At 62.2% G+C, this 13,043-nt stretch carries 14 protein-coding genes and 1 riboswitch; of the genes, 6 read left to right on the top strand and 8 right to left on the bottom strand.

Annotated elements, in window-relative coordinates; translation table 11 throughout:
• Positions 1-22: 22 nt before the first annotated feature.
• The 4 genes from NKI66_RS23740 to metX all read right to left on the bottom strand — a co-directional run bounded on the left by NKI66_RS23740 (position 23) and on the right by metX (position 3,839).
• A complete protein-coding gene (locus tag NKI66_RS23740) occupies positions 23-1,030 on the bottom strand; it encodes a glycosyltransferase family 2 protein (RefSeq protein WP_245273210.1) in 1,008 nt (335 codons plus the stop codon).
• Between the two features lie 163 nt (positions 1,031-1,193).
• Positions 1,194-2,048 (bottom strand): Stf0 family sulfotransferase, encoded by an 855-nt coding sequence (locus NKI66_RS23745; RefSeq protein ID WP_352723189.1) that lies wholly within the window; start codon positions 2,046-2,048, stop codon positions 1,194-1,196.
• Positions 1,997-2,611, bottom strand: coding sequence for a methionine biosynthesis protein MetW (metW, locus tag NKI66_RS23750; protein ID WP_352441742.1), 615 nt, complete (start codon positions 2,609-2,611; stop codon positions 1,997-1,999). The genes NKI66_RS23745 and metW overlap by 52 nt, the downstream gene beginning before the upstream one ends.
• Before the next feature lie 58 nt (positions 2,612-2,669).
• A complete protein-coding gene (gene metX, locus NKI66_RS23755) occupies positions 2,670-3,839 on the bottom strand; it encodes a homoserine O-acetyltransferase MetX (protein WP_023811090.1) in 1,170 nt (389 codons plus the stop codon).
• A gap of 114 nt (positions 3,840-3,953) precedes the next feature.
• Positions 3,954-4,031, bottom strand: a riboswitch (SAM riboswitch).
• A gap of 136 nt (positions 4,032-4,167) precedes the next feature.
• On the opposite strand from metX, the gene hisC reads away from it, so the two are divergent.
• Together hisC and NKI66_RS23765 are read left to right on the top strand one after the other, a co-directional pair.
• Positions 4,168-5,277, top strand: coding sequence for a histidinol-phosphate transaminase (hisC, locus tag NKI66_RS23760; RefSeq protein ID WP_023811091.1), 1,110 nt, complete (start codon positions 4,168-4,170; stop codon positions 5,275-5,277).
• A gap of 6 nt (positions 5,278-5,283) precedes the next feature.
• A complete protein-coding gene (locus tag NKI66_RS23765; RefSeq protein WP_023811092.1) occupies positions 5,284-6,219 on the top strand; it encodes a prephenate/arogenate dehydrogenase family protein in 936 nt (311 codons plus the stop codon).
• Between the two features lie 7 nt (positions 6,220-6,226).
• Here the strand turns inward: NKI66_RS23765 and NKI66_RS23770 are convergent, their stop codons facing one another.
• Together NKI66_RS23770 and NKI66_RS23775 are read right to left on the bottom strand one after the other, a co-directional pair.
• Complete coding sequence (locus NKI66_RS23770; RefSeq protein WP_352753199.1) at positions 6,227-7,150, bottom strand: sugar kinase; 924 nt, start codon at positions 7,148-7,150, stop codon at positions 6,227-6,229.
• Positions 7,151-7,157: 7 nt separating this feature from the next.
• Positions 7,158-8,156, bottom strand: coding sequence for a DUF2125 domain-containing protein (locus NKI66_RS23775; RefSeq protein ID WP_352753201.1), 999 nt, complete (start codon positions 8,154-8,156; stop codon positions 7,158-7,160).
• 141 nt (positions 8,157-8,297) lie between these two features.
• Between NKI66_RS23775 and NKI66_RS23780 the strand changes: the two genes are divergently transcribed.
• The 3 genes from NKI66_RS23780 to NKI66_RS23790 all read left to right on the top strand — a co-directional run bounded on the left by NKI66_RS23780 (position 8,298) and on the right by NKI66_RS23790 (position 10,606).
• Positions 8,298-8,819 carry a gamma-glutamylcyclotransferase gene (locus NKI66_RS23780; protein WP_127295979.1) on the top strand — a complete coding sequence of 174 codons (522 nt, stop codon included), beginning with the start codon at positions 8,298-8,300 and terminating at the stop codon, positions 8,817-8,819.
• 121 nt (positions 8,820-8,940) lie between these two features.
• Entirely contained in the window at positions 8,941-9,888 is a 948-nt protein-coding gene (locus tag NKI66_RS23785) for an aldo/keto reductase (RefSeq protein ID WP_352723186.1), read from the top strand.
• A 91-nt stretch (positions 9,889-9,979) separates the two neighbouring features.
• Positions 9,980-10,606, top strand: coding sequence for a LysE family translocator (locus tag NKI66_RS23790; protein ID WP_352723184.1), 627 nt, complete (start codon positions 9,980-9,982; stop codon positions 10,604-10,606).
• 25 nt (positions 10,607-10,631) lie between these two features.
• On the opposite strand, the gene NKI66_RS23795 is transcribed toward NKI66_RS23790, so the two are convergent.
• Positions 10,632-11,432, bottom strand: a complete 801-nt coding sequence (locus NKI66_RS23795; protein WP_023811098.1) for a lysophospholipid acyltransferase family protein — start codon at positions 11,430-11,432, stop codon at positions 10,632-10,634.
• Positions 11,433-11,551: 119 nt separating this feature from the next.
• The gene (locus NKI66_RS23800; protein ID WP_352723182.1) at positions 11,552-12,454 is read right to left on the bottom strand and encodes a LysR family transcriptional regulator; all 903 of its coding nucleotides are present in this window, start codon (positions 12,452-12,454) and stop codon (positions 11,552-11,554) included.
• 116 nt (positions 12,455-12,570) lie between these two features.
• Here NKI66_RS23800 and NKI66_RS23805 point away from each other — a divergent pair, with 116 nt between their 5' ends.
• On the top strand, positions 12,571-13,041 hold the full coding sequence (locus tag NKI66_RS23805; protein ID WP_352631955.1) for a nuclear transport factor 2 family protein: 471 nt from the start codon (positions 12,571-12,573) through the stop codon (positions 13,039-13,041).
• The last annotated feature ends 2 nt before the right edge of the window (positions 13,042-13,043 follow it).

Genomic DNA, 13,043 nt, shown 5'->3' on the forward strand with positions numbered 1-13,043 from the left:
TCAAGGAATGGCGGTAAAGCGTCTAGCTGTGCCCAACATAGTCGGGCACAGTTTCAATTTTGTCACGAACCATGCCAGTCGCAAAACTGAACTGGCCCCAAAACGCCAAACCATAAAATGCCTGACCGACAATCAGAGAAAAGGGAACCTGCCAAAGCGGCATCCCCGTTTCCCGGGCATGGCCTACGATCCGTCGTGTCGTGCGCCATGACATGGTGAGCCACCGGCTGAAAGACTTGACTATCCGTCGCGCGCGGCTCGGCGAATTGAGCGCAACGAACTTCCGGTCGGCGTCGCGACCTGTAACCAGGGCGCGCCAGTAAAAGAACCGCCAGCCCCGCGGCGAATAGTGATAAACGCGTGCGTCGACATTATGAATTTTGTGGCCCTCCCGCAGCAGTTCGCGCATCAGCAAAGTGCAGGAAACCTTGAAGCCGTTATGTTTTGGAAAAGGATGGCTGACGATCCACTCGCGTCGAAACGCTACATTGTTAGCGTTGATCGCTCGCTTCGAGGCAAATCGCCCGTCTCCACGGGCCATCGGGAAAAACCAGATCAACGCAAACGTTCTTGAAAAGAAATCGTCGTATGAGAGGTATGTATATCCGTTTGCGCAGATAACTTCAGAGTTTTCAAAGGGCTCAAGCAGTCCTGGTAGCCATCCTGGTTCCGCGACCACGTCGGAATCCATAAAGATGACGATATCTCCGTCCGATGCCAGCATGCCGTTGTTCTTCAGGTCGTAATATCGGCCGCCAGGGAAAGCCGTGAAGACGAGTTCGGCAACCTGACCGAGCTGCGGGGCCTCATTCGAAATCTCACGACGCAACGCATCCTCGTCCGACTCTGCTCCCCCGTGAGAAATAACGATCCTTGGTCGCACTAAACCGGTTGCTGAAACCGATGTGATTTCCCGAGCCAAGGCCTTCATCCCAACGCCGATCTCGTCCCAGTCGATCGATTTTGCATTCTCCATTTCGACGACGAGTGAATACGTTGGACGCTCTTGAGCCATATCTGAACCGATCAAGTTATTAGTGCCGATGTGGCTATAACGCTCTCGGCGGGCTGTCAAACCAGCGTGCAATAAGAATTTGTGCTCGTGATCGCCATGGACGGCGATGCGCTTTGATCAATAACATCGCATCTCTGGCGCCCCTGGATGCTTCGTGTTCTCGTACAATGCCGTTCGATCAGATCGAGAACCTTGAGCTCCTCTTTTTAAGAAAACCGCGACGGCAATTGTTGGCATGGAAGTTCGACGTGTCAGAATATTCCGCCAAGAACCGCTCTCTCCACTCCTCATTGATGGTGTCTCGTTGAATATCGAGGCCCGAATCGAGATCAGACCCGGGTTTCAAGACAAGCTTGGCGTCGACCAGAGATGCAGCCCTTTCAAGGCAGGTCCGTGGATGTTCAAGGAGTTCTTCGTATGTCAGTGATAGGAAGGACAATCCGTTTTTTGCAAACCAGACATCCCAGGCCAGATTTTCCAGGATGATTTTTTCAAGCGAGTCCGCGATTGCTTTGCCGTCGTAGCATGGTCTCTTCTGATCGGCCTCGGTAGAGCGGAACCGACCACTCTGACGAGCGCGGGTCCACGAAACTGCTTGACCAACGAGGTCCCCACGCGTCAACCGCATATAGCGCAGCTTTGGAAGGCTTGCGGGGAGATCCACGGTTTTGGCAACCTGTGAAAACTGGCTGGCAAACAGTTTGACCGCGTAAATCCCGGAGGGAGACCGCCCGTCCTTCAGTGCACGCAAAACCTGGGCACGGGGGTCGCGGGGATAGTTCGGCATTTCTAGAACACGGCGGCCCCCGAACCACTCGAGTGGGTTGCCAAGCCCGGTGGCTGCCATCAATCCGGCTAGGTGGTTGCTGCCGCTGCGCGGTGAGGTGCAGATGAGAATTCCGGCTTTCAACCCAGCCCGCATGTCCGGTGGGATTTCAACTGGCAGAGGGCGCCTACGAAAGAGATACATGGCGATCAATATTACCGTTTCAGCAAGAACACTGCCTGCTGGCCGAAGAAGTTCCAGAACCACCACGGCATCGACAGGCCGATCTTCTGCCCGGCAGCGTCGAGGGCGGTTGCCTTCTCGACTGTCGCGCCGAGTTCGTCGCACAGATTGACGAAATCGCGGATGGTGCAGAAGTGGATGTTGGGCGTGTCGTACCAGGAATAGGGCAGGTCCTTGGTCACCGGCATGCGGCCGTTGACGAACAGCGACAGGCGCACCCGCCAATGGCCGAAATTGGGGAAGGAGACGATGGCGCGGTTGCCGATCCTGAGCAGTTCGTCGAGCACCAGCTTCGGGTTGCGGGTGGCCTGCAGCGTCTGTGACAGGACGACGAAGTCAAAGCCCTTGTCGGGATAGAATTCGAGATCCTTGTCGGCATCGCCCTGGATGACCGAGAGGCCGCGCGCCACGCATTCGTTGACGCCGCGCTGCGACAGCTCGAGCCCACGGCCGTCGACCTGCTTGGTGTCCTGCAGCAATTCGAGCAGCGAGCCGTCGCCCGAGCCGACATCGAGCACGCGCGACTGTGGCGGGATGAGGTTGGCGACGACCTCGAGGTCGACGCGCTGGTCGCGGTTGACGCTCATGGCTTCGCCCCCTGCCTGGCGCACGATCCCGATCCGAAAAGCCTGCAATTTTTCGGGGTCATGCGCTGAGCCCTCTCGCCCGGGCCGCCGAGCCGATGAAGCCGTTTATGGCGGCAAACAGTTCCGGCTCGTCGAGCAGGAATGCGTCGTGGCCGCGGTCGGTTTCGATCTCGACGAAGGATACCGATGCGCCGGCGGCGTTGAGCGCATGCACGATCGAGCGGCTCTCCTCGGTCGGAAACAGCCAGTCCGAGGTGAAAGACACCAGGCAGAAGCGGGTTTTCGTTCCGGCGAAGGCATCGGCCAACCGGCCGCCATGGTCGGCGGCAAGGTCGAAATAGTCCATCGACCGCGTCATGTAGAGGTAGGAATTGGCGTCGAAGCGATCGACGAAGGTCATGCCCTGGTGGCGCAGATAGCTTTCGATCTGGAAGTCGGCGTCGAAGCCGAAGGTCAGCGCCTCGCGATCCTGCAGATTGCGGCCGAACTTGCGGTGCAGGGCGGCTTCCGACAGGTAAGTGATGTGGGCGGCCATGCGCGCCACCGCCAGGCCTTTTTCCGGGCGTTTGCCGTGCTCGAAATATTTGCCGCCATGCCAGTCCGGATCGGCCATGACAGCCTGGCGGCCAACCTCATGAAAGGCGATGTTCTGCGAGGAATGGCGCGCGCCGGTGGCGATCGGCAGCGCCGAGAAGACGCGCTCCGGATAGCTCGATGCCCATTCCAGCACCTGCATGCCGCCCATAGAGCCGCCGAGCACGCAGAACAGCTTTTCGATGCCGAAATGGTCAATCAGCATCTGCTGCGCCCGCACCATGTCGCGGATGGTGATAATGGGCAGGTCAAGCCCATAGGGCTTGTCGGTGGCGGGATTGGTCGAGGCCGGACCGGTGGACCCAAGGCAACCACCGATGACGTTGGAGCAGATGACGAAGAAGCGATTGGTGTCGATGATCTTGCCGGGGCCGATCAACACTTCCCACCAGCCAGGCTTGCCGGTCACCGGATTGGTGCTGGCGACGTGCTGGTCTCCGGTCAGTGCATGGCAGACGAGGATGGCGTTGGAGCGGGCATCGTTCAGCGTGCCGTAGGTCTGGTAGGCGATCTGGAACGGTGACAGCAGCGTGCCGGCGTCCAGCTTGAGCGGCTTGTCGGATCCAAAACGCAAAACCGGGCTCGACGGTTGGTCGACCTCGTTGTTGGTTTTGCGGGCACGCAGAACGGCCATGACATCCATCTCACACTTTGAGCCCACGCATCGCGCTTGTCGAAAGTCGATGCCGATCCGGGTGTCCGGCCGGCGCGGACAACAAAAAACCGGCATTGCGGTTGCAAAGCCGGTTACAGGATGCAAACGGCCCTTTAGCAAGTTGTTTAACGTGGCTGCAAGCCGACCGGCCAAATCACCACGGAAGTCCGCTCCCCTTCTAGGGCTGTGGCGCGCCGGCGTCAACGGCCAGCCTTGGGCGGTGGCTGTCGCCTCTCGACATTGCAGGCCACGGCTTGTATTTCCGCTGCGGCTTCCCTCAGGAAGCGTTCTCGACGGATTTTGCGACATGAGCCAGACACCGGACCAGGCACGTCCAACCCCGCGCGCGGGCATCATGGACATAGACGCCTATGTGCCGGGCAAGAGCACGGCGCCCGCGGGCGTCGCCAAGGTTCACAAGCTGTCCTCGAACGAGAATCCGCTAGGGCCCTCGCCGAAAGCGATCGAAGCCGCGCGCGAGATTGCCGGAAAGCTCGACGTCTATCCAGATGGCACCGCCAGGCGGCTGCGCGAAGCGATCGCCGAGGTGCATGGTCTCAACCCGCAGAACATCATTTGCTCCAACGGCTCCGACGAGATCCTCGGCCTGCTGGCGCAGACTTATCTGGCGCCCGGCGACGAGGCTGTCATCACCGAACACGCCTTCATGGTCTACAAGATCTACATCCAGTCGGCAGGTGCCGTTCCGGTGACGATCAAGGAAAGAGACGAGCGCGCCGATATCGACGCCATCCTCGCAGCCGTCACGCCGCGCACCAAGATCGTGTTCCTGGCCAATCCCAACAATCCGACCGGCACCTATGTGCCTTTCCAGGAGGTGCGCCGCCTGCATGCCGGCCTGCCCAGGCACGTGCTTCTGGTGCTAGACGCGGCCTATGCCGAATATGTCCGCCGCAACGACTATGAGGCCGGCATCGAGCTGGTCGGTGCTGCCCAGAACGTGGTGATGACCCGTACCTTCTCCAAGATCGGCCTCGGCGGAGCGCGGATCGGCTGGATGTATGCGCCGATGCATATCGTCGACGCCATCAACCGCGTGCGGGGTCCCTTCAACGTCAATGCGACGGCGATCGAGGCCGGTATCGCAGCCATCCGCGACCGCGCCCATGTCGAGCGCAGCGTGGCGCACAACGAGACCTGGCTGGCCTGGCTGAGCGAGGAATTCACAAAGCTCGGGCTGCGGGTAACGCCGAGCGTCGGCAATTTCGTCCTCGTTCATTTTCCTGACGATCAGAAGCATTCGGCGGCGGCGGCGGACGACTATCTGACGGCGCGCGGCTATATATTGCGGCGCGTTTCGGGCTATGGCTTTCCCAACGCGTTGCGCATGACCGTCGGCACCGAAGAAGCCAATCGCGGCGTTGTCGCCGCTCTCACGACATTTCTGAAAAGCTAGAACGCCATGACATCACCGATGTTTGAAAAGATCGCGCTGGTCGGCATCGGCCTGATCGGCTCGTCGCTGGCCCGCGTCATCCGCCGCGAGGGGCTGGCCCGTCACGTGGCCATATCAACGCGCAGTGCGGCGACGCTGGCGCGAGCCGAGGAACTCGGGCTCGGCGATAGCTATACCACCGATGCGAAAGAGGCGGTCCGCGATGCCGACCTAGTCGTCATTTCGGTGCCGGTCGGCTCATCCGGCGCGGTGGCCGAGGAAATCGCGCCGGCGCTGAAGAAGGGCGCGATCCTCACCGATGTCGGCTCGACCAAGGCGTCTGTCATCGCGCAGATGCAGCCTTATGTCCCTGAAGGCGTCCATTTCATTCCCGGCCACCCGCTGGCGGGCACGGAAAAATCCGGCCCCGACGCCGGCTTCGCCGACCTGTTCGACAATCGCTGGTGCATCTTCACGCCGCTGCCCGATACCGACGCGGACGCGCTGGAGCGGCTGTCGGAGTTCTGGCGCCGCTGCGGCGCCAACATCGATACCATGGACCCGCAGCATCACGACATGACGCTGGCCATCGTCTCGCACCTGCCGCACATCATCGCCTACAACATCGTCGGCACCGCCGACGATCTGCAGTCGGTGACCAAGTCCGAAGTGATCAAATATTCGGCTTCCGGCTTCCGCGACTTCACGCGTCTTGCCGCTTCCGATCCGACCATGTGGCGGGATGTGTGCCTGCACAACAAGGACGCCATCCTCGAAATGCTGGCGCGGTTCTCGGAAGATCTGGCGTCCCTGCAACGCGCGATCCGCTGGGGGGACGGCGAAAAACTCTTCGACCTGTTCACCCGCACCCGCGCTGTGCGCCGCTCGATCATCGAGGCCGGCCAGGACATCGACGTGCCCGATTTCGGTCGCCAGGCCGTCGAGCATCCCGCGAAGGGCTAAGTCAGTTTCAGGCTGGCCAGGTCTGCGCAACCATGGCCAGCGTCTCGGCCCGGTTCGGCGCACCAAGCCTGCCGCCGAAGCGCAGGCATTTGAGCGCGGCGGCCGCACTGGCAAAGCGCAAAGCCTGCTCGACCGGCATGGCTTCCGCCAGCCCGACGGCGAAGGCGCCGTGAAAGACATCGCCGGCGGCCAATGTGTCGATCGCCTTGATCTTCGGTGCCGCGACATGGCGCACGCAGCCTGCGCGACGGTCGTGCCACCAACTGCCCGCCGCGCCGCCTGTCACTGCGACAAAAGCGTCGGTGCGGCTGGCGAGATCGGCGCAAGCCGTTTCTGGATCGAGCGCCTGGCCGCAGACAATGCGCGCCGCCGTTTCCGAAGCGACGATGTGCGTGGCGAGCGGCAACAGCTGTTCCAGGATCTGCAACGGTGCGGTATCGGCATCGAGGATTGCCGGCCGGCCGAGGGCGCGCGCCGCTCTCAGGGCAAGGGCTGCCGCACCTGGCCAGCGGACATCGACCAGTACGGCGTCGAATGCCGTGAGGTCGGCGACCGGCAAGGCTTCGGGATCGGCCTGGGCAAGCCCGTCATAGAACGGCACGATGATGCGCTCGCCATACGCGTCGACCAGGATCGAGGCCAGCGCCGAGCGGGCGCCTCTGACGCGGCGCACAAAGGTGCAATCGACGCCTTCGGCCTCGATGACGGCGATGAGCTGGTCGGCGACGGCATCGTCACCCGCGCTCGCCCACAGCGATACCTCGGCCCCCAGGCGATGCGCGGCGCAGGCAGCACTCGTGGCCATGCCCGAGGCGATCTGGACGCCGTCGGAGGCAATGAACTTGCCTTGATGCACGGGCAGCGTCTCGACGCGCAGGATGGTGTCCAGCGTCAAAGCGCCAACGCTCAGCAGCTTCACGGGTCTTGCCATCGCAGCGCTATTCCACCGGCTTGATCTTGCCCAGCGGAATGAAGCCGAGCGAGGCCTTGCCCCTGACCACCTTCAGCGGCATCGACGGTTCGTTGCCGAGCACCGCCAGGGCAGCAAAGCCCTGCTCGATCTGGCTTTTCTGCTCGGGTATGGCGGCGCCGAGAATGGCCGCCACCGCCTTCGGGTCCTTCAGCCTGATCATCAGATTGGCGTTGATCAGGCCCTCGGCATCGACCGAGAGCGGTCCCGAAACGGTGACGCGCGCCGTCCCCGACGACAGGTCGAGGTTGCGGATTTCGATCGCCTGGCCACGAAGGCTCTTCACCTGCGTGCCGATCAACGCGACACCGTTCTTCAGCGTGACGTCGCCACTGGCATCGAGCGCCGGAAGCACGCGCCCGCCAATTGCGTCGGGGTCGATCTCGAGATCGCCGAAACTGCCGAGATAGTCGATATCCTCACCGTTGGGCTGCAACTGACCCGATGCCTTGCCGGCGCTGAACAGTTGCACCGGATCGGTGTCGTCGGCCGGGTCGGTCTGGCCGGAAAGGCCCTCTGCCTCCAGCGAAATCCGCTGCGGCAGCGGCCACCACAATTTGAAATTGGCCTGCAGATTGTCCCAGTCTATCCACAGCGGCACCATGTCCGGAACGGAGGTCCTGAGCGGGCCGCGCAGATTGGCAACCGGCGACAGAGGCTGGATGATCTGGGCGGCTGCGTTGAAACTGCCGGCTGAAGCCGCAATGTTCTTGGCATCGTCCTCATAGGCGAGGTTGTCGCAGGAGACGGTAAAGCTCAAGGGATAGCCGCTGACCTGGAGATTGCCGCAGCCGGCCTCGACGCCATTCTTGTTGAGCGTGGCAACCGCCTTGTCGGCTTCGCTCCTGACGCGGTCAGCCAGATAGAACCAGCCGCCGCTGTAGAGGGCGAACAGCACGACGATGAATGCTGCAAGCCAGACCACACGGCGACGTTTGTTCGGCTGGCGTTCGTCACTTGACGTCATGCTTTGGCTCTCGTTAACGCATGGGTGTTGCGGACGGGTAGGCGATTCCGCCAGGTAGACAGACGAATAGTTAGACGGGACGGGCGGAAAAAACACCGGTCCGGTTCGGTGTTGGCATCTTTTGCAATCAGGCGCGGCGATATGGGCGATTTTTGGGTGTTTGGCTATGGCTCGCTGATCTGGCGGCCGGGATTCGCGCATGTCGAAACACAGCGTGCCCGCCTGCATGGCTACCGGCGCTCGCTCTGCGTCTATTCCTTCGTGCATCGCGGAACGCGCGAGCGGCCGGGGCTGGTGCTCGGCCTCGACCGTGGCGGGTCCTGCGTCGGCCTCGCATTCCGCGTTCCCGGCGACTTGCACGACGAGGTCATGGCCTATCTTCGCGAGCGCGAACTGGTCACCAATGTCTATCTGGAGCGCATGCTCAAGATTCGCCTCGACGGGGGCGGTACGGTCGACGCGGTGGTCTACATTGTCGACCGCCACCACGAGCAATATGCCGGAGCGCTCGACGCGGCGGATGCGGCGGCCGTGGTGCGCGGCGCGGTCGGCCAGTCCGGCAACAACGAGGACTATGTGCTGAGCACGCTTGAGCATCTCGAGGCGTTGGGCATCCGCGACCACTGGCTGGAGGATGTCGCCAGGCAGGTCGCGCCTTTGTGAAGCTGGCTCTGCGGAAAAAGGCGGCCAGGCCTTTGACCTCGTTCAGGCAAGACCTAGGTTAGGCTCCGACTCTCAGCCCGCGGGCGCCATTTGCCCGCCCCAATCATCCCGGAGATACGCCTTGCAGAAACGTCGTCTCGGTCGCACCGACCTGTCCATCGCGCCGCTGGTTCTGGGCGGCAACGTCTTCGGCTGGACCGCCGACGAGAAAACCTCGTTCGACCTGCTCGACCGCTTCGTCGGCGCCGGCCTCAACGCCATCGATACGGCGGATGCCTATTCGCGCTGGGTTCCCGGCCACAAAGGCGGTGAATCGGAAAACATCATCGGCAAATGGATGAAAGACCGTGGCAATCGCGACAAGGTCGTGGTGATCACCAAGGTCGGTTCGGATATGGGGCAGGGGCACAAGGACCTGTCCGCCGCATACATCGAAAAGGCCGTCGATGCATCGCTGAAGCGGCTGCAGACCGAGTTTATCGATCTCTATCTGTCGCATTGGCCGGACCCTGCAACGCCCTATGAAGAAACGCTTGGCGCCTACGAGAAGCTGCTCGCCAAGGGCAAAATCCGCTATGCCGGCTGTTCGAATCTCGACGCCGGCCAGTTGCGTGCCGCACTCGATGTGGCGAGCTTGCGCAGCCTGCCGCGCTACGAGGTGCTGCAGCCGGAATACAATCTTTACGATCGCTCGTCCTTCGATGGGCCGTTGCGCGATCTATCCGTGGCCGAGGACATCGGCGTCATCACCTATTTCAGCCTGGCCAAGGGTTTCCTCAGCGGCAAATACCGCAGCGAAGCCGATCTCGGTCAAAGCCCGCGTGGCGGCGGGGTGAAGGACTATCTCAATGCGCGCGGCATGCGCATCCTTGCGGCACTCGACGCGGTTTCATCAAGGCATTCGGCCAAGCAGGCGGAAGTGGCGCTTGCCTGGGTTATCGCTCGGCCGGGCGTCACCGCGCCGATCGCCAGCGCCACCAAGCCTGAACAGATGGACAGCCTGATCAGGGCAGCGTCGCTGAAACTGACCGCCGACGACATGGCCGAACTCGACAGAGCGAGCGGCTGAAGCTTCAGGCGCCACGCCTCGCACGAACGTCCAAGACGCCCCTCTGGTCCTGCCATACCGTCTCCTCGCGCAAGGCAGGACAGAGGATAAAATGGCTGAGCCGCTTCTTTCGCAGCCGGATTTTTGGGGACAACTTCTCGCGCTGATGCTTGCCGCCCTGGTGATCATGGGCAGCCCGGGACCGGCGACGATAAGCGTTACCGCCGATGGCGCTGCCTTCGGTTTGCGCCGCTCGCTGGGTTATGCCTGGGGAATCATACTGGGCACGATCGCCGTGCTTCTGGTTGTCGCGACCGGGGTCGTGGCGGTGCTCACCGCGATGCCGAGGCTGGCGCCGTTGCTGGCTTTCGCTTCCGCGGCCTACATCCTCTATCTCGCCTTCAAGATCGCCACGGCGCCGCCCATGGCAGCACGCGGCGCCGAGGCTTCGTGTCCAACATGGCTGGCTGGATTCCTTCTCGCGGTCGCCAATCCAAAGGCCTATGTGGCGATCGCCGCCGTGTTCGCCGGTGCTTCGTCCAAACAGGGCGCCACTGAGCTTGGTCCATGGCTGAAGCTGACGGCTCTCGCCCTGATGATCGTTGCCATCCATGCTCTGTGGCTTGTCGTGGGAGCATCGTTCGCGCGCTTCCTGCGCCGGCCGGCGGCCTCGCGGATCATCAATCTGGTCTTTGCCGCGACGCTGGTGTTGACCACCACGCCGGCCGTGTTCGGTTGAGAACTGTCGGCCGGAGACTTCCGATTCAGGCTTTGGTTCTTTCAGCCGCGTCCAGCTCTTGCAGCCTTTTCACCGCTGTCGGAGGCAAGGCAGGCGGGCTCGGACCGCGCGCCACATCAATCAGGAATTGGTCGCAGGCAGCCTCGGTCTCGCCGATCAGCCGGGCCATGAATTCGTCCTTGCTCAAGCCGGGCGGGATCGGCGGCAGGAAGCGTGCCTTGATGGTGCCGGGGTAGCGCAGGAATTTCCGGCGCGGCCAGTACAGGCCGGCGACATGGGCAACCGGCACCACCGGAACGCCAAGCTGCGCATAGATTTCGACGATGCCGTATTTGTAGGCCGGTTCGTCGCCCGGTGCCCGGCGTGTGCCCTCGGGATAGATGATCAGCTGGCGAGGGTTGCGCGCCATCTCCTCCTTGGTCGCGGCGACCACGGCCTTCAGCGCCTTCGAGCGGCTGCCGCGGTGAACCGGGATCATCCGCATCTTCATGATGTACCAGCCGAAGAACGGGATCCAGGTCAGCTCTCGTTTCAAGATGTAGAGCGGGTCCTGGAGGAAGGGGAAGAAGGCGATCGCGTCCCAGAACGACTGGTGCTTGGGCGCCAGGATGAACGAGCCTGCTGGCAGGTTTTCCTGGCCAGTGATGTCGCTCTTCGTTCCAGCGATCTTGTCGAAGAGCCACATCGAGGTGCGCGACCAGAATTTCGGCACGAACCAGGCGCGGTGACGGGGCGACAGGAAATAATAGGGGGTCCAGAGGATCATCTGGACGATCAGGTTGACGTAGAAGACGAAATTGAACGTCAGCGATCTGGCATAGAGCATGGGGGAGGCCCGGTGAGGAGGTGAGCGTTGGTTACACCAAGCGCGGGGAAAAAGGAAATGGCCGCAGGGCGCCTTGACCGACGAAGAAAGCGGTCGCCGATTGGGGAGACCCGGTTCCGCTACTTCAGCCGCGCCAGCCGCTCCTTCAGGCGCGGGCCGGCAAAATCGAGGAAGGCACGCAGCTTCACCGGCAGCAGGCCATGGCCCGCATGCACCAGGCTTACCGGCCATGGATTTGGCTCGAACTCCTCCAGCAGGACGCGCAGCATGCCGGACCGCAGCGCGGCCTCGATCTGGTAGGAGAGCACTTTTGTGAGCCCGACGCCGGCAATCGCCGCATCGATGGCCGCTTCGGCGGTGTTGACCTGAAGCCGTGAATGGACCTGAACCGGGATTTCTGCCTTGCCCTTGATGAAGCTCCAGGTGGCGGCGGAAGCAAGTCCCTCAAAGGTGATGCAATCGTGTGTTTCCAGATCTTCCGGGGTGATCGGCGTGCCGTGTTCAGCCAGATAGGCGGGGCTGGCGCAAACGACGCGGCGGATCGCGCCGACGCCCATGGCGACCAGGCTCGAATCGGGCAACCGGCCGATGCGGATGGCGAGGTCGAAATGGTCCTCGACCAGCTGGGTTATGCGGTCTGCCAATATCAGGCGGATGTCCACGTCGGGATAGGCTGCGAGAAAGCCGGTGACGACCGGCAGCACGTGCAGGCGGCCAAAGACGACCGGCGCGGTGATGGCCAGTTCGCCGGTCGGAGCACTGTATTCGCCGGCTGCCGTGCGTTCGGCCTCGCCGACGTCGTCGAGGATGCGGCGGCAGGCGGCAAGATAGGTCTGGCCGGCATCGGTCGGTGTCAGCCGTCGCGTCGAGCGATTCAGGAGACGTGTGTTCAGATGGCGCTCGAGATCGGAAATCTTGCGGCTGACCGTCGCCAGCGGAATGCCGAAACGGCGGCTGGCCGCGGAAAGGCTGCCGGCCTCCACCGCGGCGACAAAGAGCGACATGGCTTCGAGACGATCCATAACTTCTTCCGGAAAATGGAAGGATGAGTTGCAAATATGCCATCTGCATTGGAAGGATGGAAGGCTTTATATTGGGTATCGGCCTGCCTGCAGCATGGCCTCGCAAAGGAGTTGCCATGTCCGAAGCCCGGCCGCCACTGCCGCCCTTCACCGCAGAGACATCAGCGCAAAAGGCGCGCATGGCCGAGGACGCCTGGAACTCCCGTGATCCGGCACGGGTCGCGCTTGCCTACACAATGGACAGTCGCTGGCGCAACCGGGCCGAATTCCTGCAAGGGCGCGATGCCATCCAGGCGTTCCTGACACGCAAATGGAGCCGCGAGCTTGACTATCGTCTGATCAAGGAGGTCTGGGCCTTCCACGGCAACCGCATCGCCGTGCGCTTCGCCTATGAATGGCACGACGACAGCGGTTCATGGTTCCGCAGCTACGGCAACGAGAACTGGGAATTCGACGAACATGGACTGATGCGCCTGCGCATCGCCAGCATCAACGACCTGCCGATCGGCGAGGCTGACCGCAAATATCACTGGCCGCTCGGCCGGCGGCCGGACGATCACCCAACACTGTCGGAACTCGGGCTTTAGAG

It is taken from the genome of Mesorhizobium sp. M0518 (assembly GCF_040321125.1).
In the GTDB taxonomy this organism is placed as follows: domain Bacteria; phylum Pseudomonadota; class Alphaproteobacteria; order Rhizobiales; family Rhizobiaceae; genus Mesorhizobium.